This window comes from Pseudomaricurvus albidus (assembly GCF_018863235.1).
Lineage (GTDB): Bacteria > Pseudomonadota > Gammaproteobacteria > Pseudomonadales > Cellvibrionaceae > Pseudomaricurvus > Pseudomaricurvus albidus.
The window spans coordinates 145,243-170,414 of sequence record NZ_JAHKRS010000008.1 but is presented as its reverse complement, the minus strand read 5'-3'; the positions used below and the strand labels follow the sequence as shown (position 1 = coordinate 170,414).

General features: G+C 47.2%; 21 protein-coding genes. 10 read left to right on the top strand and 11 right to left on the bottom strand.

Annotated elements, in window-relative coordinates; all coding sequences use genetic code 11:
* Positions 1 to 9 precede the first annotated feature (9 nt).
* From KOI40_RS13845 to KOI40_RS18465, 3 genes are all read right to left on the bottom strand, one after another.
* A complete protein-coding gene (locus KOI40_RS13845) occupies positions 10 to 792 on the bottom strand; it encodes a class I SAM-dependent methyltransferase (protein ID WP_216098121.1) in 783 nt (260 codons plus the stop codon).
* 449 nt (positions 793 to 1,241) lie between these two features.
* Positions 1,242 to 2,732 carry a glutamate--tRNA ligase gene (gltX, locus tag KOI40_RS13840; RefSeq protein ID WP_216098120.1) on the bottom strand — a complete coding sequence of 497 codons (1,491 nt, stop codon included), beginning with the start codon at positions 2,730 to 2,732 and terminating at the stop codon, positions 1,242 to 1,244.
* A gap of 120 nt (positions 2,733 to 2,852) precedes the next feature.
* Positions 2,853 to 3,134 carry an acetyltransferase gene (locus KOI40_RS18465; protein ID WP_233710271.1) on the bottom strand — a complete coding sequence of 94 codons (282 nt, stop codon included), beginning with the start codon at positions 3,132 to 3,134 and terminating at the stop codon, positions 2,853 to 2,855.
* A 265-nt stretch (positions 3,135 to 3,399) separates the two neighbouring features.
* Here KOI40_RS18465 and KOI40_RS13830 point away from each other — a divergent pair, with 265 nt between their 5' ends.
* The 3 genes from KOI40_RS13830 to KOI40_RS13820 all read left to right on the top strand — a co-directional run bounded on the left by KOI40_RS13830 (position 3,400) and on the right by KOI40_RS13820 (position 7,236).
* Positions 3,400 to 3,864: a Dps family protein gene (locus KOI40_RS13830; protein ID WP_216098119.1), complete on the top strand. Its 465-nt coding sequence runs from the start codon at positions 3,400 to 3,402 to the stop codon at positions 3,862 to 3,864.
* 474 nt (positions 3,865 to 4,338) lie between these two features.
* Positions 4,339 to 5,922 carry an acyl-CoA ligase (AMP-forming), exosortase A system-associated gene (locus KOI40_RS13825; protein WP_216098118.1) on the top strand — a complete coding sequence of 528 codons (1,584 nt, stop codon included), beginning with the start codon at positions 4,339 to 4,341 and terminating at the stop codon, positions 5,920 to 5,922.
* A gap of 45 nt (positions 5,923 to 5,967) precedes the next feature.
* Positions 5,968 to 7,236, top strand: a complete 1,269-nt coding sequence (locus tag KOI40_RS13820) for a pyridoxal-dependent decarboxylase, exosortase A system-associated (protein WP_233710270.1) — start codon at positions 5,968 to 5,970, stop codon at positions 7,234 to 7,236.
* Positions 7,237 to 7,270: 34 nt separating this feature from the next.
* Here KOI40_RS13820 and KOI40_RS13815 read toward each other — a convergent pair whose 3' ends face one another.
* Genes KOI40_RS13815 through KOI40_RS13805 form a run of 3 tightly spaced genes read right to left on the bottom strand, consistent with a single transcriptional unit; the run spans position 7,271 to position 10,812 of the window.
* On the bottom strand, positions 7,271 to 8,581 hold the full coding sequence (locus KOI40_RS13815; protein ID WP_216098117.1) for a glycosyltransferase: 1,311 nt from the start codon (positions 8,579 to 8,581) through the stop codon (positions 7,271 to 7,273).
* Positions 8,575 to 10,557, bottom strand: coding sequence for a hydrolase 1, exosortase A system-associated (locus tag KOI40_RS13810; protein WP_216098116.1), 1,983 nt, complete (start codon positions 10,555 to 10,557; stop codon positions 8,575 to 8,577). The genes KOI40_RS13815 and KOI40_RS13810 overlap by 7 nt, the downstream gene beginning before the upstream one ends.
* A gap of 3 nt (positions 10,558 to 10,560) precedes the next feature.
* Complete coding sequence (locus tag KOI40_RS13805) at positions 10,561 to 10,812, bottom strand: acyl carrier protein (protein ID WP_216098115.1); 252 nt, start codon at positions 10,810 to 10,812, stop codon at positions 10,561 to 10,563.
* 281 nt (positions 10,813 to 11,093) lie between these two features.
* Between KOI40_RS13805 and KOI40_RS13800 the strand changes: the two genes are divergently transcribed.
* The 6 genes from KOI40_RS13800 to KOI40_RS13775 all read left to right on the top strand — a co-directional run bounded on the left by KOI40_RS13800 (position 11,094) and on the right by KOI40_RS13775 (position 18,865).
* Positions 11,094 to 12,110, top strand: coding sequence for a sulfotransferase (locus tag KOI40_RS13800; protein ID WP_216098114.1), 1,017 nt, complete (start codon positions 11,094 to 11,096; stop codon positions 12,108 to 12,110).
* A 229-nt stretch (positions 12,111 to 12,339) separates the two neighbouring features.
* A complete protein-coding gene (locus KOI40_RS13795; protein ID WP_216098113.1) occupies positions 12,340 to 14,256 on the top strand; it encodes an asparagine synthase-related protein in 1,917 nt (638 codons plus the stop codon).
* On the top strand, positions 14,253 to 15,500 hold the full coding sequence (locus KOI40_RS13790; protein WP_216098112.1) for an aminotransferase class I/II-fold pyridoxal phosphate-dependent enzyme: 1,248 nt from the start codon (positions 14,253 to 14,255) through the stop codon (positions 15,498 to 15,500). The genes KOI40_RS13795 and KOI40_RS13790 overlap by 4 nt, the downstream gene beginning before the upstream one ends.
* Positions 15,463 to 16,497, top strand: a complete 1,035-nt coding sequence (locus KOI40_RS13785) for a GNAT family N-acetyltransferase (protein ID WP_216098111.1) — start codon at positions 15,463 to 15,465, stop codon at positions 16,495 to 16,497. Before KOI40_RS13790 ends, KOI40_RS13785 begins: the two co-directional genes overlap by 38 nt.
* A gap of 30 nt (positions 16,498 to 16,527) precedes the next feature.
* Complete coding sequence (locus KOI40_RS13780) at positions 16,528 to 17,820, top strand: 3-deoxy-D-manno-octulosonic acid transferase (RefSeq protein ID WP_216098110.1); 1,293 nt, start codon at positions 16,528 to 16,530, stop codon at positions 17,818 to 17,820.
* Positions 17,821 to 17,827: 7 nt separating this feature from the next.
* Positions 17,828 to 18,865 carry a polysaccharide pyruvyl transferase family protein gene (locus tag KOI40_RS13775; protein ID WP_216098109.1) on the top strand — a complete coding sequence of 346 codons (1,038 nt, stop codon included), beginning with the start codon at positions 17,828 to 17,830 and terminating at the stop codon, positions 18,863 to 18,865.
* Here KOI40_RS13775 and KOI40_RS13770 read toward each other — a convergent pair.
* Genes KOI40_RS13770 through KOI40_RS13755 form a run of 4 tightly spaced genes read right to left on the bottom strand, consistent with a single transcriptional unit; the run spans position 18,854 to position 23,238 of the window.
* Positions 18,854 to 20,038 carry a glycosyltransferase family 4 protein gene (locus KOI40_RS13770; protein ID WP_216098108.1) on the bottom strand — a complete coding sequence of 395 codons (1,185 nt, stop codon included), beginning with the start codon at positions 20,036 to 20,038 and terminating at the stop codon, positions 18,854 to 18,856. The two genes, KOI40_RS13775 and KOI40_RS13770, sit on opposite strands and share 12 nt — an antisense overlap.
* Positions 20,031 to 20,831: a hypothetical protein gene (locus tag KOI40_RS13765; protein WP_216098107.1), complete on the bottom strand. Its 801-nt coding sequence runs from the start codon at positions 20,829 to 20,831 to the stop codon at positions 20,031 to 20,033. Before KOI40_RS13765 ends, KOI40_RS13770 begins: the two co-directional genes overlap by 8 nt.
* An 11-nt stretch (positions 20,832 to 20,842) precedes the next feature.
* Entirely contained in the window at positions 20,843 to 21,760 is a 918-nt protein-coding gene (locus tag KOI40_RS13760) for a sulfotransferase family protein (protein ID WP_216098106.1), read from the bottom strand.
* Positions 21,760 to 23,238, bottom strand: coding sequence for a lipopolysaccharide biosynthesis protein (locus tag KOI40_RS13755; protein ID WP_216098105.1), 1,479 nt, complete (start codon positions 23,236 to 23,238; stop codon positions 21,760 to 21,762). The genes KOI40_RS13760 and KOI40_RS13755 overlap by 1 nt, the downstream gene beginning before the upstream one ends.
* Positions 23,239 to 23,439: 201 nt before the next feature.
* On the opposite strand from KOI40_RS13755, the gene KOI40_RS13750 reads away from it, so the two are divergent.
* Positions 23,440 to 24,141 (top strand): hypothetical protein, encoded by a 702-nt coding sequence (locus tag KOI40_RS13750; protein ID WP_216098104.1) that lies wholly within the window; start codon positions 23,440 to 23,442, stop codon positions 24,139 to 24,141.
* Positions 24,142 to 24,193: 52 nt separating this feature from the next.
* On the opposite strand, the gene KOI40_RS13745 is transcribed toward KOI40_RS13750, so the two are convergent.
* Positions 24,194 to 25,168, bottom strand: a complete 975-nt coding sequence (locus tag KOI40_RS13745; RefSeq protein WP_216098103.1) for a polysaccharide deacetylase family protein — start codon at positions 25,166 to 25,168, stop codon at positions 24,194 to 24,196.
* Between the last annotated feature and the right edge of the window lie 4 nt (positions 25,169 to 25,172).

Here is a 25,172-nt window from a genome sequence, read left to right as displayed (position 1 = left end):
ATCAAGGGTTCAACCATGTGCCACTCGCCCGGCGGCTTCACCTCCAGATACCTTCACAACTCCTTGTGCCGGTGATTTTGCCGAATTTATCAAGCGCATACAGCCTTTTTCACAGGGGACGTCCTGCTTGTCCATATTTGGAAACTGTTCCAACCACAGTTTGACCATCTTTTTCTCATCGGGTCGCTGATAATCATCAATCAGCACCTCACCGTCAGAGGCCAGTTTGGGCAATAATTTGGGCCCTGCGGGGTATCTGGCCAGTGGATTCACCCCGGCAAAAGGCCCGTCAATAACCATTAAATCTACATTATTCAACTCATTAAGAGCAGAGGCGTCGTACCATTGATAACTAACCCCGTTAATTTCTGTGGGTATAAGCGGCGCATGAATCACGGTAGCCCAATCTGATACCTTGTGTTTATCCAGCAATGCCCGAGTTTGATCGCAATAGTATTGATCCGATTCAAGGCTGTATACATGACCTGCGCCGAGCTGCTGCAAGGTTTTGGCGGCGATCAGTGTGGAGAGGCCACTGCTGCATTCAACTACTGTTTTGGGTGACTGTTGTTTGATTGTTTCGTGTACTACTGCGAGGAAGTCGGGAGAAGCGGCAAAACCACGGGTATGAGGTAAGGCGAGCTCAAAGTCGAGATTTTTATATAACCCTAGCAGCGCTTCAGTCTGGCGGAATGAAGAGTCATTGATTTTGATAATGTGGTCTTTCAGCGTGTAGAGCATCGTGTGCATTCTATAGAGCTTGATCAAACACCAAGCAATCAGGGCAATCAACACCCCACCCAATATTGTACTCAGAATAAACCCAGCCAGGTACATACGTGTATTACCTTATGATGTGTGATCTTCCAGCCAGTGATTCTTTACTGGTGCAGGTTTAATGGATACGCAAAAGATAGGGTTTGCTTCGATGAACTTGTCAACAACGTCCCTTTTTATGCGGCAAAGCCTAACTGTATCAACGCAGGTAACTAAGTATAGAAAGCCAAGAACATTCAACAAGTTACAGAGCCGGCTTATATGTCATTCTGAGCCAAAGGGAGAGGCCAGGTGGATGCAGCAGCCGGGGCGATAAGAAGTGATAGTGGTAAAGAGGGAAATAGGATAAGGAGCCCACGGATACAGACTCCCCGATAAAACCATACCTTAGTGGCCGTTCAGACGAATGGGGTTGAACACACTTTAGCGGGCAGCCCCGGCATCCATGTGTTCAGCCCATCAGATCAGCGACCCAACGCCTCGTAGGCCTTTTCCAGTTTCTTCATCTGCTTTTTGCCCAGTTCGCCAATGCGGACGTTGAGGGCGTGGCGCAGGCGGGCGCGGCTCATGTCGGGACCGAGCAGTACCATGGAGTCCATCACGGAGAAGGACGAGGTGGTGCCTGCAATGGCGATAAACAGCGGCGCCAGGAAGTCTTTGAGCTTGATATCCAGCTCGCCGGCGAGGGTTTTCAGGGTGTTGAAGATCTCGTCACGATCCCAGTGACGCAGGGCTTCGAGGCGCCAGAGGGCGAATTGCAGCACTTGCTTGAGCTGTTCTTCGTCCAGTTTGGACTCGTCGAAGCTGGACGGGGTCAGAGGCAGTTGGCCAGAAGCGAGGAACGCCGCCAGCGGCGCGAAGTCGCTGAGGGTGTGCATGCGAGTCTGGGCGTGCGGCAGGATGGCCATGAGATTTTCACGGTTGAACATCCACTCGTGCAGGCGATCAGCCAGCTGCTCCTGAGTCAGATCTTCACGGATCCACAGGCTGTTGAGCCAGGACAGTTTTTCCACGTCGAAGATGGGGCCGCCCAGTGACACGCGCTGAACGTCGAAATTGTCCATCATCTGCTGAAGGGAGAATTTCTCGCTCTCGTCCGGCATGGACCAGCCCATGCGGCCCAGGTAGTTGAGCAGCGCTTCCGGCAGGTAGCCCATCTTCTTGTAATACAGGATGGAAGTGGGATTTTTACGCTTACTGAGCTTGGATTTGTCCGGGTTGCGCAGCAGTGGCAGGTGACACAACTGTGGCATGTCCCAGCCGAAGTATTCGTACAGCAGCTTGTGCTTGGGTGCGGAGTTGATCCACTCTTCGCCGCGCAGTACGTGGGTGATGCCCATCAGGTGGTCATCCACCACGTTGGCCAGATGATAGGTGGGCATGCCGTCGGATTTCAGCAGGATCTGGGCGTCAACCTGCCCCCAATCCAGCTCGATGGTGCCGCGCAGCATGTCGTCGACGGGGCACGGGCCCTCACCTTCCGGCACGTTCATGCGGATCACGTAAGGCATACCGGCGGCTTTGCGCTTGGCGACTTCGTCATCGGTGAGTTTCAGTTCGCTGGGCTTGAGGGCGGCAAAGCCACCGGCCTCGCGGCGGGCTGCACGCAGTTCGTCGAGCTCTACACCGGTGCGGTAGCAGTGGAACGCGTGACCGCTTTCGACCAGTTGCTCGGCGTATTTGACGTAAATGTCTTTGCGCTCGCTCTGGCGATAAGGGCCGCAATCCCCGCCCTTGTCCGGACCTTCGTCCCAGTCCAGTCCCAACCAGCGCAGGCTGTCGAGGATGGCCTGCTCGGACTCCGGCGTGGAGCGAGCCTGATCGGTATCTTCGATACGCAGGATGAATTGACCGCCATGTTGACGGGCAAAACAGAGGTTGAACAGGGCAATATAAGCGGTGCCTACGTGGGGATCACCGGTAGGCGAAGGAGCGATACGGGTACGAACGGTCATCGACGTTGAATTCTCACAGCTGTTTGAAGGGGATCAAAAGCGGTGATTATACGCACATCAGCCGGTGACAGATAGGTGGGCAGGGGTTGGATCCCCTGCCCGATTCAGTCTGCGTGGTGGTCAGGCACCGTAATAGGATGCGGGACCGGCGACAGCCGCAGCACTCAGCGGGTCGGTACGGTAGGACTGCCACTCTTCATCGCGATAATGGGGGTTCATCCAGCAACGCGGCAGGCTTTCGCCGGATAAAAACGCCAGATCGGATTTGCTGAAACTTTCGGGTTCCTGCATTTCTTCTCCCGCCAGACGGCAACCGCGGACGTGGGTGATGTAGGGATCCCAGAGCCCTTCGGGCGACATCAGTTCCAACATGGCTTCGGAGTCTTTCAGCATCATCAGCATGGGGCACCTCGCGTTTGGTTGGTGGTCTTTCAGTGGCTGTTATTTAAAGTATAGAAGCCAGATTAAGGTTTGCTTGAGGTATATCAAACCGGCATCAATAAGCACCCGCTATGAATAAGTTAATTTCCCATAGAATCTAACTATACACCGTATACAAAGTATCAATTTACGTTTTGTGCGGCGATTCCCTATTCTGATCACATTGAAAGCCGAGGCGTTTTCAATCGTTTCATCAACGACATTTCACAACGAAAAGGAGTGATGCATGAAAATCGATATTGGTATTAACGAACAGGACAGAATTGAGGTCGCCGACGGTTTGAAAAGCCTGCTGGCCGACTCGTATACGTTATACCTGCAAACGCACAACTTTCACTGGAATGTCACCGGTCCCCAGTTTCGCGAGCTGCACCTGATGTTCGAAGAACACTACACCGAGCTGGCAACCGCAGTGGATGACATTGCCGAGCGCATCCGGACCCTGGGTGTAGCCGCCCCCGGTACTTACAGAGCGTTTGCCGAGCTAAGCTCGATTGAGGAAGTGGAAGACATCCCCACGGCCACCGAGATGGTGAAGCTTCTGACCCAGGGCCACGAACAGGTAGTGAAAACCTGCCGCGATGTGCTGAAAAAAGCTCAGCAGGCTGATGATGAGTCTTCCGCAGCATTGGTCTCTGACCGCATGCGCATACACGAGAAAACCGCCTGGATGCTGCGGGCGATACTGTAATTTTCACGCCAAGTCTCATCCCCACGATTTCCAGAAGTTACAAGAGCCCTTTTTAGGGCTCTTTTGCTGACATTCCCATCGATCTTCAATCGCGTCATTGCGAACGCAGTGAAGCAATCCATTATTAGCACGCTGTAGGTCAATCCTGCCAAACATAGATTGCCGCGTCGCTTCGCTCCTCGCAATGACGAGGTTGGGGGACTGGTTGGCCGGGCTCTTTTGCTGACATTCCCACCGATCTTCAATCTCGTCATTGCGAACGCAGTGAAGCAATCCATTATTAGCACGCTGTATGTAACCCCTGCCAAACATGGATTGCTGCGTCGCTTCGCTCCTCGCAATGACGGAGTGACGGGCTCTTTTGCTACATCTTTACCACATCCAGCCCTCTCCCCCCTGCTGTTCCTGCTTCCAACTTAACGCGCGCCGCTGTAGGATTGACCATACTGTTATCTCAACCACAGGAAGTGAGTGATGTCAGTCTTACTCCATCAGCTGATCCATCAGCAACAGCGTTCCAACCCCGACAATATTGCCCTGCTACACGGTAACCATCAGTGGACTTACGCTGAACTGTGGAAGCTGGTTGAGCAGACGGCTGAGGGATTTGTCGCCGCCGGGCTGTGTCCCGGTCAACGCATAGCGATCTACCTGCCCAAGCAAATTGAAGCGGTGGTCAGTTTTTTTGCGGCTTCAGCCTGTGGTGCGGTGTTTGTGCCGATAAACCCTTTGCTGAAGCCCGCGCAAATCACTCACATCATTAACGATTGTCAGGCCCAGTTGCTGGTGACCAGCGCCGAGCGATGGCAGCAGGTTGAGGAAGCCGTCAGCGATTGTGAGAGCCTTAAAGCTGCCTACCTGACGACAGAGTCGAAAACTCCAGCTCATTCCATTGCGACCCATGCCTGGAAAACCCTGCAGCAATCCGGCAGCAACCCAGCGGCCCTGGTGCAACACGGGCTGGATTCAGCCCTGGCGTCGATTCTCTACACGTCTGGCAGTACCGGACAACCCAAGGGCGTGGTGCTGACGCACCGCAATATGATGGCCGGTGCCGAGAGTGTGTCCACCTATCTGAACAACACCTCGCAGGATCGCCTGCTGGCGGTACTGCCGTTCAGTTTTGATTACGGCCTGAGCCAAATGACCACGGCTTTTCGGGTGGGCGCCTCAGTGGCATTAATGGATTACCTGTTACCGCGGGATGTGATCAAGGCGTTGTCCCGCTTTGAGATTACCGGTCTGGCTGCAGTGCCTCCGCTGTGGAATCAACTGGCGGCACTGGAATGGCCGGACGATATCCGTCAGCGTCTGCGCTACATCACCAACAGCGGCGGTGCCATGCCGCAGTCCACCACAGAAAAGTTGCAGGCCGCGCTGCCGAACACGGATATTTTTCTGATGTACGGCCTGACCGAGGCTTTTCGGTCTACTTATTTACCCCCCGACCAAGTAGCTGTGCGCCCGACCTCTATGGGCAAAGCCATTCCCAACGCTGAAATTTTAGTGGTGCGTGACGACGGCAGCCTGTGCGACGCCAACGAGGTGGGCGAGCTGGTGCATCGCGGGCCACTGGTGTCGCAGGGGTACTGGAACGATCCCGCCAAAACCGCCGAGCGCTTTAAGCCGGCACCGGGACAGCTCGCCGAGCTGCCATTGACAGAAATCGCTGTCTGGTCTGGTGATCAGGTGTATCGAGACGAAGAAGGTTATCTGTATTTTGTCAGCCGTAAAGACGAGATGATCAAAACGTCCGGCTATCGGGTCAGTCCGACAGAAGTTGAAGAAGTGCTTTACCAGTCGCCGCTGATTCGTGAAACGGCAGCCATTGGCGTGCCACACCCAACTCTGGGGCAGGCAATTGTTTTGGTGGCCTGCAGCAAGGAAGGTGAAGAAGACAACAAAGATGCGGTACTGCAATATTGTCGCCAGCAGCTGCCGAACTTCATGATCCCTCAGGAAGTGATTTTCAAAACCACACTGCCGCGCAATCCCAATGGCAAGATCGATCGCAAGCTACTGTCCCAGGAGTTTAACGATCTGTTCAGCCCAAATTGATCAGCCAGATTATGGCTTTCACCGAACTATGACTGTCACCCAATTATGACGACCAACAACTCTGCTCCAAACATCAAGTCCTCACCGCAACACGCGGCCATGGATCAGTTTCTAATTGTAGATAACGAACTGCAGATCGGTGGACTGCCGTTAACAGAGGTTGCCGCCCGCGCCGGACAAACCCCGTTTTACGCGTACGATCGAGCGCTGATGAGTGAGCGGGTCAGCAGCTTGCGCCAGCAACTGCCTGACGCCATCCATTTGCACTACGCCATCAAAGCCAACCCCATGCCGGCGGTGGTGCAGCATCTGGCACAGCAGACGGACGGTCTTGACGTGGCTTCGCTGGGTGAACTGCGGGTTGCGCTGGACACTGGTATTGAACCACAGAACATCAGTTTTGCCGGACCGGGCAAATCCAACGACGATCTGACTGCCGCTATCGCTGCCGGCGTGATCATCAATATGGAATCCGCCGGAGAGCTGGATCGCATTACCCGTATCGCCAACGAGACCGGACACCGCCCTCGCGTCGCCATTCGTGTGAATCCGGATTTCGAGCTGAAAACCTCTGGCATGAAAATGGGGGGCGGCCCCAAACCCTTTGGCGTGGACGCCGAAAAAGTGCCAGCGATGATGCAAGACGTGTTTGCCAGAGATCTGGATTTTCAGGGTTTTCATATTTTCTGCGGTTCACAAAACCTCAAAGCCGAAGCCATTATTGAAGCGCAAACCAACACCTTTGAGTTGGCTCAGCGACTGGCAGAATCCGCTGCCGCCCCTATTCAGTGGCTGAATATCGGCGGCGGTCTGGGCGTGCCCTATTTCCCCGGAGAAGAACGTCTGGAACTGGCGCCCATTGCAGATAACCTCGACAAGCTACTGAGTGAATACCACAACAGCTTTGGTGACAGTGAAATCGTGATGGAGCTGGGTCGTCATCTCGTCGCCGAAGCCGGGCTGTACGTCTGCGAAGTGGTGGATCGCAAAGAATCCCGCGGTGAAGTGTTTATCGTCACCAACGGTGGCCTGCATCACCATTTGGCTGCGTCGGGGAATTTCGGGCAGGTGATTCGCAAAAACTACCCTGTGTGCGTCGGCAATAAAGTTCACCCGACATCCGAAGAGGATCAGGAGCTGGTATCGATTGTCGGACCACTGTGTACCCCGCTGGATATTCTGGCCAACAAAGTCACCCTGCCCAAAATGCAGGAAGGTGATCTGGTAGTGATTTATCAGTCCGGCGCCTACGGCATGACGGCCAGCCCGCAGGGCTTTTTGAGTCACCCTGCGGCGGTGGAAGTGTTTTGCTGAGATCCGCCGCGCGCCAAAAGATCCCGCCTCCCTCTCAATCCTGAGAAGATGACGATATCGATACGGAATGCCCGGGCTCTCCAATGCATTCCTGAAAGATTGCTGCCAGTATTTCTGAACCGTATTGCCGTGAGGATTTACGCACGGCTTCAGAAGTGGCAATGGCCGCGGAACCTTGTTGCAGCTGCTCAATAAACACCTGCAGCTGTTGCTCCAATGCCTCTTTATCGTCCAGCGGTGCAATGTTCTCAATACCCGCGGACAGCAGCGTTTGCCCCGTGTCACCCTCGCGATCCGTCAAGGCGAAAATCGGTTTCCCGGCTCGGAAGTACTCATACAATTTGGCTGGTATCTGATGATTGCAATTACTGGCCTGAAAGATGAGCAAGCCATCCGCATCCAGCATTTCCTGAAGTGCCTGACGATATTCCACACCGTCTTCAAGACAAATGATGTCGTCGATTTGGTGCTCTTGCAGCATCGACGCGTACAAGCCATCGTGTCCGGTTGCCCGCAGAACAATCTGCACAGATTCAGCCGATAGCTTGCCCTGCTGTTTCAGCGATGCCACGGCGGCAAAGAAGGCTCTGGGATCACGCTCGGAGGGATAAAGCACACCGCTGTGCACCAATGTTAAAGGCTGTTCCCCGGGCAGGTGGGTTTTGACTGCTGCAGGATCAGCCGATTGCTGAAGAGATTCTACCTCGGTAAAAATCGCTTCGTTATAGCCATTGGGGATCAGCGTCCAGCGATCTTCCGGCAACTCGGGGTAGCGTTCACGGTACATTTTTACTGCCCCCGGGGTGGTAAATATTGCCTTGCAACAGTTTTTAACCACTTGCCGCTCGAGCCAGAGAAAGAACTTCCTACGTCGCGCCTCTCTGGGATAAGTGTCTTCCGTCATGGAATCGCGGAAGTCCGCGACCCAGGGTATTCCGGTGAGCTTGTGAAGCGCCAGTGCAATCAAGTGCGCGGTGGCGATGGGATAGGTGGAGAATATGACCTGAGGCTTGTACTTGCGAACCATATTAAGTCCGGCAACGACGGCCGCGGGACACCAGCTAACCCAGCGATCAGGCAACGCCATGGCATCCAGATACCGGCCTTTCACCGCGAGATGTCTTGCGGTGTCCCAGGCCCAGGCTCGCTGTACCACGGTATCGCTTGGAATATCTTTCAGCTGTCCTTCACTGATTTTTTCATAGGCCCGCGGATGGGCACTCAGTACCAGCGGCTCCCAGCCGTGATCTGGCAGATCCCGGGAAAACGCCAGTGTACGCTGCACCCCGCTGCTGATTTGCACCGGCGGGTAGTGATAGGCAATAAGCAAAGCCCGCTTTACCATGACTGCATCCATTGTGTGGTCAGACTGGAAACACGGTCTTTCCAGACTTTTCGGGAGAATGTATGGTCAGAATCCGGCAGGTGCTCAATCTGATATTGAGGCTGAGCGACCACCCGTTTTAACAGCCGGGATGAACGCATGGCATCTTTAAATTCCGCCGCAGTCAAATCTGCACCACTGAGTATGATCAGTACTTTGCCACTGAAATGGTTTAAGCCCTGTGCTATTTGAGCCACCAGATCGGGCGTGTTCTGTGTGCCTTTCTCATCAGACAACTGCCCCCCTGCAGCAGAACGTCTTAACGCACCAAATAACGAACCCAGGGAATCTCTGAACTTAAAGCGCCCATGGCCGATCTTTTTCCACAAATCCGGCTGCATCAACCGCTGCCAATAATAGTGCCGCAAAAAGGCTTTGGCCTCGCCAGCTTCGCTTCGCACCCAGGGGTTCAGCAACACCAGACCGTTTATCCTGGAATCTTTCGCAGCATAACAGGCCGCTGCTGTAGCACCATCACACAAGCCCCACAACACGGTCTCTTGCAACTGAGGCAAACGCCGTTCAAACGCATCTACCGCCGCCGCAACGTCCGCCTCAATATCCGTAAAGCCTTCAAAGCCACCTTCACTGTCCCCCATGCCACGATAATCAAAGCGCAGCACCGCTATCCCGGCCTGTGCCAGGTTGCGAGCCAACTGCACAAACTGTCGATGGCTGCCAACACGATACTGAGGGCCGCCAACGATCAACACAACACCCTGTCTGGGGTCGCCATCGGGAAGATGTAGGACACCGTACAGATGACTGCCTTCGCAAAAGAACTGCAGGGCTTCTTCGCTGGTTCCAGACACAGCAGAGTCAGACGGTAACGCCTCCCTGTAGGTCGTCAGTCGCTTCTCGACATAGGGTTGCAACGCCTGATTGGCGGTATCTGCTGAGCGCTTTTCCCGATAGGGCATCATCGGCTGCTCTCTAAAGGGAGAAGCTGAAGGATCTTGAGTGATGGTGTGCGAATCGGTTAGCTGGGGGGTTGAAAGAGGTGTGCTACTGGGCGGTGTGAGTGACGCCAGCAACAAGTTACAGGTAACCTTAATCAACTCAGGGGCGTGAGCGAGCTCCTGTGTGGCCCAGAAGGGTTCACCCGCCACGGAGCGCGCTTCCACTTCAACATTCTGTTGTTGCCAGGTATCAATGGTTCGCTGGGAAACCATCGACAATGGACTGTCACTTTGGCTTTTTACTTCCAACCAGCAAACCGGAGCGTGAGGCAATAGCGTCTCGACCGACAGCTGATCCAACTGTGAAACCAAATTCGGGGACAAGGTATAACCCGCCACCTCGATGTATTCACCGCGGGCAAAACGTTCGCGGATGTCTTTAACCGTTTCTGTCTTGACCGTTTTTGCTGACACCACGCCTTGCAGTTCAGAACCCGCCGGTGAGGCTGAAACGCCCGAAGCGGCTGCCGTCTCCAGAGCAGCGTTAGATGCCACAAGACCGGAAGCTAACCGTAACCTCAAAAATTGTGTCAGTGCTTGTTGTGCATTCAATACCGGCTGCCAAAAGACCAGTTGTTTCAGTCTGGGCCAACCTGCATGCCAGTTCTGTTGAAGATCCAACGCCAGCAGACACCCCAAACGCAACCCCCACAAGGTGACGGAACGACACCCCTGTAGCTTGAGCCAAAAGAGAATGCATTCGAGGTTTTCGTGCCAGCCTTGCCAATTGGCTTCAGAGAAATCACCTGGACTGTCACCAGTCCCCCAAAGATCGGGAACCAGCACACCCACACCCTGCTGGGCGAAAGCACGCGCTTCATCCATCACCATCTTGCGGCTTTTATTCATTTCTTCTGCGAATGCCGGACAATGAAGCACCCAGCGAGAGGGCCATCCACCTTTCGTCGGCACGAGCATAACCACGAACAGCGGATGATCCGGAAGCGGTAAAAATCCGGTATTAACTTTAAAAGGCATCAGTCAGCTATTTTTTGCGCTCAGAAAAGTGTGAAGATCACCCAGCGTCAGAAAAATATCAGCACTTATTTCATCATCTTCCATGGCGATACCAAAGTCTTCTTCTATTGCAGTGATGACCGACACTACGGCCATGGAATCAAATTCGGGGACACTACCCAACAGCGGTGTATGCTGATCAAAAGAGTCGATTCGATCACCTAATTGTAATACGTTACCAACAATTTGTTTCACTTGGTCTAAACTAATTTCCATGTAAGTTCCTAAAGCCTGTGTGAAGTTGGCACTACAGTCCTACTCCGATTGTGAACTGGCGCAGTATTTTTCTCCTCCGCTAAGGTTAGCGTCAGACTAAAATCATGTATAGAGAAATCCTTATATCAATATATAAAGTCACCAGAGGTTTTTCAGAACATTTTTGAAGATAGTGATTTTTTAAAAGCACGTTTAGAAATAAAAGTAGGTTTTTGAAGAATAGCAACGCTATAGCATGAGACGGACACCCACCCTAATAATGACATGAGCTCAAGCGTGCAATGATTGACAGCCAAAGTAACTTGCTACTTTTGTTCGGGATGCCAAGATCTGGAACCACCTGGATAGGGAAGCTGTTCGACTCCCACAAAGATACCTTATATCTGCATGAACCGGACAGTGTGAAAAGATCCTTTGATCTCCCGTTACTGATGTCGAACGATAACGATCAAAGCCAGGTATTAAAGAGACAAATCGACCTCTGGCTCAATACCGATAATGAAAAAGTCATCGCTTCACTGCCTTTATTTAAAAAATCCTATATGAATGAGCCCCAGTGGCTGACATTTTATTGGTCCTGCTATGCTTCTAAAGCAATTTCCCGCTCTGGACTTCCCATTGACATAAAACCGATTCATCACCACAACCCGGCCAAACTGGTCGTCTGGAAGTCAATCGAATCCCTGGGACGTATGTGCGAGATAAAAAAGGTGACCGGCGCCCGTTCTATTCATATTCTCCGTCACCCTTGCGGCCATATCGCCTCTACGATCAACGGGGAAATGCAGCACAACTTTTTTGAGAGGTCACCAATTTGGGAAGACTGGGACCTGTTTGATAAATTAATTACCCAAAGCCGGGATTCACGTTTCCGCCTGAAAGACATACAGCGCATGGATCAGGTCGAATCACTGACCGTTCGATGGGGCCTTATTAACGATTTTGCCTTGGCCAACAATCCCGATGAAGACAACATGGTGGTGTTATACGAAGATATGTGTACGGCTCCAGAACAGACATTCAAGCAACTTCTGAGTTTCGCAGGTCTTGAATACACTCAGGAAAATCGTGACTATATTTCCTCATCCACCTCGACCAATAACAAAGCGTATTACGCCACGGATAAACACCCATTGGAAGCGGCTAATAAATGGCGCCACACATTATCCGATGATGATATCGCCATTATTGAATCCGTCTCCATGATGTTTAAATGTGGAGAGTATTATCAGGGTACTTTTCGTCTCGATGATTCGCCTGTGGAGTCATCGTCAGACTTGCAATCCGGTGCCGCCTAGACCGATCTTTTCATATCAGACAGAATTTTTCTTATAAAATACTTTCCGCGCCAAACAAAGAAGACTATAAGCAATTCTCCGTCTACACTCCTAATGTCACATTAAACAACGTAATATGTGCATCAGAAAATTCAAATGTACATCGGCCTTCGGCTATGGAATCATAGCTGCCTTCAGGACGAATGATGTTTCAATTAATCCATTTGTGTATTCAGGGATGTAAACCACAATGAACCAGAGCCTCAAGACAGCTTCAGGACTCTTGTCGGAGTGCTTATACGGAGTTGTGCTCAAGGAATCTCATTCTGGCAGCATCCGACATGCTTCACCCCGTGAGGGCATTCCTTCCTGCGCAGTCTTACAGGACAGTTTCAACATCCAAAAGCCCCTGTGTGGTGATAGCACTGAAAGCTGGGCAATGTATTCAACGGTCAAACCCAGATCGAATGAATCCTTTAGTGTGGCCATTATTGGTCAACCACGCTGGAAAAATAGCGAGCTAGCCACCAGGGCAGAAACAAATGGCCACGCGAGCGCCCTGCTTCACGCATACCAGACAATGGGTGAAAGGCTATCAGAAGCACTGTATGGTAATTTCAGCTTTCTGATCATAAACCACAAGGATAAATCTTTACTTGCGTCTGTAGATCGTTTGGGGAAGTATCCCCTGTACTATACAGAAACCGAACACGCTTTTATCGTTGCCAGCCAGGCAGGCATCATCGCCCGGCAGGAAAAAAATGAAAAGGTTATAAGCAGTCAAGGAATTTATAACTACATATACTTTCATATGATCCCAGCCCCACAGACCGCCTACCCGGATGTTAAAAAATTACAGGCCGCTCACAGGATCTGTCTGTCCCAACAAAAAAGCCAATTAACACGCTATTGGACACCCACCTTTTCTGAACAACCCACACATAAGATGTCGGGCTATGCCAGTGAACTGAAACGCAGTCTGGGCAATGCCGTCCAACGCGCGCTGCAACTCAACACCAAGACTGGAGCCTTTCTCAGTGGCGGTCTTGACAGCTCAACAGTTGCCGGAGTGCTGGCTGAACAAGGTGGTGGTCCGGTTTTTTCCATCGGATTTTCTGCCAAAGGCTACGACGAAATGGCCTTCGCCCGGATTACCGCGAAACACTTTGGACTAGAACTGAATGAATATTATGTCACCCCGGAAGATGTGGTAGATGCACTGCCTAGAATTGCTGGCAGTTATGATGAGCCCTTTGGTAACTCTTCTGCACTGCCTGCGTATTTTTGTGCAAAAATGGCCGCCGAATACGGTATAGAAACCCTGCTGGCGGGTGACGGGGGAGACGAGCTGTTTGCCGGTAACGAGCGTTATTCCAAGCAGTCTCTTTTTGAACCCTATCTGAAAATTCCCGGGGCTATCCGAAACTCTGCCATTGAGCCTGTCCTGTCTTGCTTCCCCGACTCGACTCCGGTTCTATCAAAAGTAAAAAGCTATATCCGGCAGGCCAACACGCCACTGCCTGGAAGGTTACATACCTACAATTTTTTGCATCAGTTTGATCCGGCGGATCTCTTTACCCCGGAGGTCTTGATCGACGTTGACACAGACCAGCCAGGCAAAAACCAGGAATCAGTCTATCATGCCGTCGATGAGGCCTCACACCTGAACCGGATGCTGTATCTCGACTGGCAGTTTACTTTAGCAGACAACGATTTGCGCAAAGTCAGCCATATGTGCGCCCTTGCCGGTGTCAATGTGCAATACCCTATGCTGGATGATGAGGTTGTGGCACTCTCTTGTCGTATTCCCAGCCATTGGAAGCTCAAGAATTCCATCCTCGATCGCAACAGCGGACTTCGTCATTTCTACAAACAGGCACTGAGCGGCTGGCTTCCGCAAGAGACCATCAACAAACGCAAGCAAGGATTTGGCTTGCCATTTGGCGTCTGGATGCGAACTCACAAGCCGCTACAAGATCTCGCCTATGACTCCCTGAACAACCTTAAACGTCATCATATTTTCCGCCCGTCGTTTATTGACAATGCCATCAAGCTCCACCGTGAAGGTCATGCTGCCTACTACGGCGAACTGGTTTGGGTATTGATGGTACTGGAGTTGTGGCTATCTCAACACCAGCAAGCATCCGCCATGGAGCAGGTTGCATGAACTTGCCATCAGAAGTTACTGAGGCATTCCCGGCTCCAGCAATCCCGCTGTCTCCGGTGCTCTCAAATCGCTCATTAAAAACGAAACCGAAGAATTCGACGCCCTCGTTGCTGGACCTTCCTAATCAGCTTTTTGTAACGAGTGGCCGAGCGGCCATTTCACTCGCACTTGAGCATGCTGGAGTCACCTCAGGCGATGAAGTTCTGGTACCGGCATTCCACTGCGAGTCCATGATTTCCCCGGTTCACTGGCGTAAGGCAGATCCCGTTTTTTATCAGATTCATTCGGATACCACGATTGACCTGGATGACATCAAAAAACGGTATACCCAGCGTTGTAAGGCCATTATTGCTACCCACTATTTCGGCTTTATGCAAAACTTTCAACCTCTGCGACAATGGTGCGATGAAAAGGGAATCATTTTTATTGAAGATTGCGCCCACGCATTTTTCGGTAAAAACGACGTGGCCAGTGTGGGTGGTTTTGGGGATTATGCTATTGCCAGTAGCATGAAATTCTTTCCCATTTACGACGGGGGCATTCTGGCCTCCAGGAGCCGCTCACTTGATACCATCCCCTTGAAGAAGACTTCCTGGGGGACCGAAGCTAAAGTCTCTCTGAATACTTTAGAACGCTCTATTTCCTACAAACGGCTGGGCATGCTCGGCTGGCTTCTGGGTAAAGGGATGGCTGCCAAAAACATACTTTGGCAATACCTGAAATCCACAACCAAAATAGAAACCAAAGGCCCCTCTTCATCCGAAGGCGCCTATGGACTGGACGAACAGTGGATTCATATCGCAACAACCCGAATATCACACAAATTATTAAGGCACAGCGACAACGAGCGGATCGCTCACTATCGTCGGCGCAATTATCAAATTCTCGATGCCGCACTGGGAAAGCTTCCGGGTGTTCGTCCATTATTTCCGTCGTTACCCGAACACTGTATCCCCCTGGTTTATCCGCTTTATATAGATCAACCGGAACGTCATTTTCGTACACTCAAAGAACTGGGGGTACCCATTTGGCGATTTGGAGAATTTCTTGATCCTCTGGTCACTGAAAGAGAGTTTCACCACAGTCAGGAACTGTCAAAACATGTATTTCAGTTTCCTTGCCATCAGGAACTTTCAAACCGCGAACTTGACTGGATGATTCAACACATACAAGCCTCGTTAACTTACGCACCTCAGGGAGAACCCCATGGACTGGAGCCTGTACCCCGTCAGCGAGTTTGCTGACTGGTCTGATCACTGGGCATTACTGAACCGTCAAGCGGGTAATAGTCAGTTACTCAGCATCCCTTTTGTCCAGCCCCTGATTACCTGCTTCGCCCCTGTTGACGCAAGGCTTGCCGTATGTAAAAACCATAAGACCATTGTCGCAATGGCAATTATCACACCGGAAAAATCCACAGGCTGGAGCTCATTCCAGCCATCTCAGGCCCCTATCGGGCTGTGGTTACAACAACCGGAACTTCCCTGCGAGCAACTGATCGAGACATTACTGCCCAAGCTGCCCGGTTTGAAATGGGTATTTAGCTTAACACAGCAGGATCCGGAGTTATTACCCCGTCCAACGGACTGTCAAAGCCTGACATCCATGGATTACATCGAGACAGCGCGTCTTGAAACGCAAGGTGGTTTTGACGAGTATTTCAGCCAACGCAGCAAGAATCATCGACAGAACCTTCGCCGACAAAGAAACCGTCTGGAACGCGAGGGAATCACTACCCGCCTGGAAACCATTATCGATCCAGATCACGTGGTCAGCTGTATTAAAGATTACGGGAAACTGGAAAGCTCCGGCTGGAAAAATCAGCTGGACACCGCGATTCATATCGACAACGCTCAGGGAAAGTTCTACACATCAATGATTAAGAACTTTATGAGTGAGGGAAAAGCAAAAATCTATCGCTACTGGTACAACGATGATCTGGTTGCCATGGATCTGGCGATTCACGACGGTAGCACCATGGTGATTTTAAAGACCACCTATGACGAAAACATCAAAACCTCTTCGCCCGGGGTACTTATGCATCAGGAAATCTTTAGGGCATTGTTTGAATCGGAGGACATAAGAAAGGTTGAGTTTTACGGAAAACTCATGGATTGGCATAAAAAGTGGACGACTGACATACGCACCATGTATCACTTGACGCATTATTCATGGCAAGCCAACTTGGCCAGAAAGACAATGAATATCGCCCGGCCTGTCCGTAAACTCATACGGCTGTAACCCCTTTATAATTAGGCAAACCCATTCCGTATGACCTTACCCAACCTGACAGATCTAAAAGTTGTTGTTTTTGAATGGACCGAGCGGCTGATTGAAAGGCTTCGTTCTCAAGATATAAAGCCGGCTCACATCCTTCACGATGGAAGTCCCTCAAAAAATCCGGATAAAAAAAACGGCAATCTATGGGTATATGTGTCCACTATTGGGGAGCTGAATGCCACTTCAAACTTAATCGATGAATTATTAAACGTTTATTCAGGTTCACAGCTTGTGCTGTTAACGGACCACCCTCACTATTTGGACGCTTACCTTAAAAAATACCCTGATGCCACAGTCATAAATCATGGCGAGTCCGGAAGGTTAATTCACGAACAAATACAGAAATATCCACCGTTTCTGTTTCTTATAGCTGAAATTCCCCTGGCTCTATTTGATGCCCCCTGTAGACTTTCCTTCAAAACTCTCTACTACGTAAAACAGACGGGAAGCAAGATCATTGCGGTTAATGGATGGCTTTACGGTGAAAAACCAGCCTGCACCATGGATACCCTTGAAAGTGCTCTGTTTGCAAAGCCATACACAGAGATAATAGATCAGTTTTTAATTCAGCAATCCAGCGACATTCAAAAACTCGTGGATCTTGGCGTTAGTAAAAACAAGATACATACGACTGGAAACTTGAAATTTGATAACCTTGTTTCAGGATCACCCGCCCCACTCAAAAAATCAGAAATTATTGAGTTTGAGCGTATGGTAATGGTTTCTGGATGCGTTACAAACATCAGCGAACAAGAGCTGATCCTAGAAACATTCAAACTGCTCAAGCGTGAAATACCTGACCTATTATTGATTATGGCTCCTCGCCATCCTGAAAATAAAGACCGCATGAAGATTCTTGGCTCCATGCTTAAAAACTCAGGGTGGAAATACTTGGTAAGGACAGAACAAATCAAGCCCGTAGAGCCTCAGATTGATATCCTTGTGTTAAATACAATTGGTGAGCTTCATGATTTTTACAGTATTGGTGACTTTTGTTACGTAGGACTCAACCACAATCTTCTTGAGCCCCTATCCTTTGCCAAACCCACATTCCTTACTCCAGGCTGGGAACCCCAATATCCCAGCTTTCCCGTTTACTCGATATTGAAAGAAAAAGGCGTTATTCAGGAGTGTTCTGAGAGTTCACCTAAGGAATTATCGAATATCATTATTGACAATTTACACAAGAAAAACGCTGCCAGAGAAGCCCAGATTGCTACAGCAATAAATACCTTATCTGGATCAGTTGAGCAATCAAAATACCTCATATCTAAAGTCATGTGAAAATATAATGATTTCTTACATTGAAAAATTGAATATCGTAGTCATAGGTTATTATGGAAAATTAAATTACGGAGATGATCTTCTCCAGCACTCAATAACCGAATTATTCAAAGAGCACAATCTGCTTTTCACCTCGTGGTTTCCTGGAATTGATCTTCTGAACCAGGCGGACCTAGTCGTCGTGGGTGGTGGAAGCATTTGGCCAGGAAACACCATATTCCAGCATGGAAAAGAAATTTCCAAGCGGTTAAGAACTCCTATTATTTTTCTTGGAATTTCAGCAAAAAATGAGGACACCAGAATTCAGGAAAACACCAAATATCTAGTGGATAAATCACTGTATTTTCATGTCAGGGATGAAGAATCTAAAGAAATTATTAATCAAGAAAAAATTGTAAAGGGTACAGATCTCTATTGGTGGTCAAACCATCAACTTCCAAAAATAGATCTAGACAACGCAAAAAACATCCTTATCAACTTTAGATCCTGGGATGCAGAGAGCTGGAATGCCAAGGTACTATTCAGTGAAATTGCAAACAATCATGATAACTTAACAGCATTTCCACTTTTCTTTGGATCCGCTAGACATGAATCTTCCGGCTCTATAGACGATGCAGAATTACTTTCATTACTAGGAATGAACAATGTACCAAAATCAATGGATCTATACAGCCTTACAGAAAGCAAGTTAGTTATCTCAATGAGATTTCATGGATTATTAATTGGCATGAGAGCCGGAATACCTACAATTGGATTTGATTATCATAAAAAGACAAAAAATTTATTTATCGACAATGGAATAGAAGAATTATGCTGCTCACTAAGCAATCCCCAATCCATAAAAAATGCTATTGCAAACACTGAAGAGAACTTGAGCATCTACAGGGAAAAGTTCAAGGTAATTAAAAACAACTATCTTACCGAAGGTAATAGTGACAAATTACGCTTTATGGATCACATGAAAAATGTTGAAATTTCACCAAAACAGAATACAAAATCACTACTTAAGAAAATAAAATCACAAGTTAAAAAGTTACTTTACTGAGTTCTTATTACTTATCAGATCCATATAAGACTGAAAACATTTTGACCAGGAAAAATCACTAACAGCCTTCCTTTTTAACTGTGACGCCATTCTTTTTGTGCCTATTTCAGATTGAATGATACCTATTAATACATCTCTCATCTCATGCGCTGATCCAATATCCACTAAAATCCCATCTTTCTGATCCTCAATGATTTCAAGAGCACCATCTGTTTTAGTCGCAATAACAGGAAGACCTGACATAGCCGCCTCCAAAATCACCAAACCAAACGGTTCAATTCGGGAAGGCAATACGAAAATGTCCGACTGGGAATAGATCGAAGGCATATCTTCAGGCAGGATATCAGTATAAAAATGAACAACCTCCTGAAGTCCAAGACATCGGACTAACTCTTTATACTTGTCCAGGTATGCTGTTTGTCTACCCACTAAAACCAAATTCCAGCCAGGAAACTTTTTGTGTACATCCGAAAATGCCGAGATCAGGATATCTTGTCCTTTCTTTTCCTCAAATGTTCCAACTGATAGGATAACCTTTGAGGGCAGCCGAATTGATGAATTAACGGAGCTTGAGATCTCTTTATTAAAATCTTTCCCAACACCGTTATACACTGTGACACTTTTACGCACAAAATCCGGGTACACATTCAGTAATTTATGCTTTAGCCCATTAGAGCAAGTTATGAGTGCATCAGATCTGGATAAAACATACTTCCAGACACAACGATTAATAATCGATTTATTTTTCAGATTTGTGACGTCAACACCATGAAATGAAAACAAAACTCTCAACTTTTTATTATTCCTATGGAGTAAAAAAACAAAAGATGATGAGGTAGGATAATGAGGATTGAAAACACTGACGTTATAATCGTCACATATTTTATTGAAGAGTCTCTTCAATAAAGATAATTTAAAAAGTAATGCAAAAACACCTTTTATAGACTCCAAATCCATTGGGTAGAGCCGCCAGCGTATCTCTGTGTAAACTTCGCACTCAGACACAACCGGAGTTACACATGACCAATCGGATACTAGAACGATAGGTCGGAATGTCCCGTCCGCATTGACTTCGGAAATAAGAGATTTGACTACTGCACTTACACCACCTATTGAATTCAATTCCCAAGGCAAAATAAAAAGCCACCCAGGCTTTTGGGTACTACTAGCCATTCCATTCAAACCCTGTCAATTCGAGATACTCGTCAATCTCCACTCGCCCCCCATGCTGAAAATAAAAGAATGGTCTCTTCATGTCCAAGGGTCTAACTCGGCCATAATCTACAGGCAATACCTGCCACCCACGGAAAAATTTAAAAAACTGCCAATCAACCCATTTCAGAAAACTGTTATTGGAGGAATGCATATATACCCATGATTGAATTATGCTTGGAACCAGGCTGCAAGCAATATGAAATTTTTCTTCTGGGTTAATTTGACTATCTGTATAAGGGATCGAATTCAAACTCTTGAGAAACCCCCAAATGGCATCCTTTCTTACAATAAAAAAACTTTGTTGTGTCCTGCATGGAGTATTAGAACCTGACCCAAACATGATAGGCTTTTTCATTTTAGAGACACAGTGTTCTATTATCCCGCTACCATACAATAAAGCATCTTGTTCGACATATACATAATAATCAGCCTCACACATTAACGTATACAAAAGTCCAATTTCCATGGCCCGAACACATCCACAATACTTACCTTTATGATTAGTATTGTGACCTGCATTTATATTTAATCTAACGAGCTCAACTCGATCATCATCCATATTAATAGGTGGCTTAATTGGTGAGCAACTATCGACAATCAGTATCTTTTCTGGATCTGTATATTCACAAACAGATTTATACCATAACTTGTGAAAATCACTCCCCCTGATCACATCATCCCCAATCAAAAGCTCCCTCTCATCCTCTTCCGGAGGAGCACACCACCAGCCCGAACCAATAACATATTTCACTTAAATGACCTTCATATAGAACCAATGACTTTATGGCTTAACTTCTTAATTCGCCATTCTAGAGCCTCAAAACTTTCCCTAGCCATCAAGCGAAATGGTTTTTTGTATGCATTCATACTGAACTGATAACCAAAGTCTTCCATTAAACCTTTACACAGGTATTCGATAATTCTTATATCTGACTTGGATAATTCATCTTTCCACCCAGAAATTTTCCCACTCCTAAAAAAATCTTCAGGCTCTACAGTATCATCAAATGATGTTTTTCTTGTCTTTTTAAGATTTTCAATATCATTAAGCTCAACAATACGGTCTACTTCACAATCTTCGACTTTTAAACCTAGCCAGTTATATATTTTTTTAAGCTCCTGCCGCGTATCTATACGTAAATCCTCATAGAAAACACGATAAATATTGCTAGAATTAGAATTCATTACTGCAGAATTTGACTTTTCCCACAAACGAGAAGCCGGGATAGAACTCGAAGGAGCCCATGCTTTACCCCACCCCTTATTTGCAGCTTTTAAAGAGGCACAAACCGACCTAGGGTCTCTAACCAAATGAATAACATGAGCTTTTGGATATATCTCTAAAATAAAATCCAAAACGAAGGCATTGTGAGGTGTCTTTTCCAAAATATAATCTGGAATTCTTTCACAACCATCTGAAATCTTCATTAGAACAGAATCAGAAAACTGTCTACATAGACCTATAAATTCATTACGATCAAATAAATGAGTTAACCCCACCCCCCTTTCTTCATACTTACTGATCTCAAAACTCCACTGTCGATCCAAAAAAAATAAATAATTCGAAAAGCAACCAGTTTCTTGAGCGGTAACTATCCCAGAATAGCTCGACATTAAGCTTTGCAACCAAGTACTTCCACTCCTTTGGGTTCCCACTATGAACACCAATGGTGTATTCATCACCTAATTCCTTTTAAGATATTCCCGGGATGGAAGATATTTGAAAAAATCAAGCTCTCAACACCACTAGGCCTGCCGCCTAGAATCCATAAAAAATACAGACTGATACAAAAAGCAAAAAACCCCGAAAAAACCATTGAAAGCAAAATAACAAGATCAGAAAATCCATTATTTAATGTTATTTGATTGACCACATAAACAACAACTGCCATCGCCAAAGATGAAACAATAGGCCGATTAATTAAAAACAGCCAATTAATAAAATTTAGATTGATACTTTTCGCCAAGATCCATTGATTAGCTGGAAATAGGATTATCGTTGCCAAAGCCATGCTCCAGGCAACACCAAGCGCCTTATGTTCAGGGACCAGGTACATCAGCAAAGACACAAAAACAATAGTTCTGGAAATCATAAGCATAGTTGTAATTCTTTGTTTACCTAATGCTAAATATACATAACCAGAATTGGTATTCATCACTACCAGAACACTTGTCAACGAAATAATCTGAATAAGTAAAACTGAAGAAGTCCACTTATCACCAAGAAGCAATGGAATAAGGTAAGGTGCTGTCATTGCTATACCCACAGAACTAGGAATAGCTACCAATAAAATTGTGGAAAATACCGAGCTATAGCTTTTTCTAAGTTCAGATATGTTACTTGATACTCTGGAATACCCTGGATATGCAGCTCTATTTATAGGAGCCACTAGTTCAACACTTGGAAGAGTAGCCACTTCATCAGCAACCGTGTAAAACCCTACTTCTTCCGCCTCAGAAAACTTACCTAATATTAAATTTTGAGATTTATTGTTAATAAAAAACAGTACATTATTAATCTGTAGCCAAATTGAAAAACCCAGCAATTCTCTCCAGGAGCGGATACTGATTGACGGCCTGTATGGGTGCATTCTGTAACTTAAAAACACATTAATAAAACTGTTAGAAAGCATCCCAATTAATAGAGCCCAGTAATTTTTTAAAGAGAATGCCGCGATCATTGTAATTGAGAAATTAATCACTTTGGCCAGTACATTATATTGAAAGTCTTTTTTAAAGTTCATTTCCTTTCTAAAATTAACAATACCTATGTTGCCAAAAGATGCGATAAAAGATACTAACGCCAGCACTTGAAGAATAGGAGTTAATCTACTGTCTTCAAAATAATCGTCTGCGAAAAATGAAACGACAATTAAGATAACTGAAGCAGTAGTACCGAGGATGACATTCAAAGTCCAGGCAGTATTATATAAATCTGCGCTTGCGTTTTGTTTTTGAATAAGAGCAGTGCCAAAACCGGTATCACACATAAGCTTTATAAAAGCAAATATGGACATTGAAATTGCAACAACACCAAAATCTTCAGGTAGAAGCAATCTAGCCAAAATAACCGTACTAACCAAACCAATCCCCTTAATAGAAAATCTCATGAAGATCATCCATAGAGAACCTTTGGCAATTTCTTTATTAACATCCATATATAAAATTCAACTCTACAGCACTGTATTTATTCATATATTATTTTTCTTATTCATCCGTAGAGTAACTGAGAAAATGACAGGCTTAAATTGATTAATACATATTAAAGGCATAGAAGTCTTCCCCTGAGTTCCTGTATCCTATAATCACCGATAACAAATTAATTTCACAGCTTCACCACGACTGGATGGATTCTTCATATGCCCCTGAATAACCGTCACTTAAAATTGAGCTTCTTAGCTTCACTGATCACGATGTTATCACTTACATCACAGCATACACTTGCCAGTAATGAGGCCCCCTGGGTTGGAGATACATTAACCGGGGCTCCATGCATTGGCCGCCCATCGGGGTATGGCCCATATGACTATTTACAACGGAACCGTTTAGCGAAAAACCTGAGATTGGTTGAAGGTGCCCACTTCGACCGAAATGTTGAAGCACTGACAGGTGGCGCCAAAGGCAAAGGGAAGGACCCAATCCCGGATCTTGATTACACTCTCAGAGCCTTTCCCAATCATCATAGAGCATTAAACACTATTATTCGTCACGATTTAACCAAACCTAAGGAATCCTATAACAAAGGGGCAACTCCTGCTGAATGTTATTTACAACGAGCAATTAACTTCAGCCCCAAAGATGCAATCTCTTACATGTTATATGGCATATTGCTCCACAGAACAAACAACTATGTTGATGCCCTGATGCAATATGATACTGCCAAAACACTGGCCCCCGAAAACGGTCAGATTTTATACAACCTCAGCCTTCTTTTAGTAGATCTGGAGCGCTATGAGGAAGCGCGTTCCTATGCAAAAAAAATCTATGCCAGAGGATTCCCTCTACAAGGCCTGAAAAAGCAACTACAATCTGCAGGCTACTGGGACAAACCTCAAAAATAGAGCACGGTACTAAAGGCAGATTAAGTAATAGGTTTTCCTTTGAGTTATCAGGTTATCGAAGCGATCTCATGTTCATAATAATCCGCATCGCAAATCTTTGTGGCGATTTATCCCAGGGGGTAAAACGGGGCAAAGCCCAGCGATCTGTTGATCTGCTAGAGACACCCCATTCTGTGGTAACAGCTCCTTCAAAACCCAGATCCTTCACAATATTTTTATGCTCTTCATTAAAATCCTTGTTTGGTATCCCATTGGGATAAGCAAAATACTTCACCGGCTTTTGTGTAACGTCCTGCAGATCCCGGGTATTATCCTTCAGCTCACGGAGAACGGACTGATTGTCTATAGCTGTCAAAACAGGATGTGTAACTGTATGATTTCCAATTTCAATGCCAGCTTTAGATAACAGTCGTAGCTCATCACGAGTCAGCATCAGATTATCGGGCAATTTTGGACTTCCCAGCGCCTTACAAATTTCGGACACTTTTTCCAACCTCTGCTCAGGCTGGATGTATTTAATACGCTTAATAACTTCGTAGCACGTTTGCATTCGAGTTTCAGGCTTCGTAATATCAACCTTCTCAAAACCAAGCTCTGGCAACTCAAAGATAGTCTTATCTGATGCTGTGAACGCCTCTATCACACTGTCATTCCACATACGACCACCATCCAAAAAACCGGATGATACGAAAACTGTGGCAGGAACATTCCAACGCTGTAAAACCGGTAATGCGTGTATAAGATTATCCGCATAACCATCGTCGAAAGTGACACATACTGACCTCGGAGGCAAAGTTCCTTCATCCAGCCTGGCCAAGGCATCCATCATTGACAGAGGTTGAAAATAACGGGTAATCACTTCCATTTGCCAGTCAAATCCCATTACATCGGGGATTCCAGGTCTCATGGGATCAACACGATCCAGTACTCTGTGATAAACGAGTATGGAAAGACGCTTACCGGCTTCGACTGAAAGTACTTTGGGAAGAAGGCGTGTCGCCAGTAAATTGAAGGTGCTCTGAACCATGTCT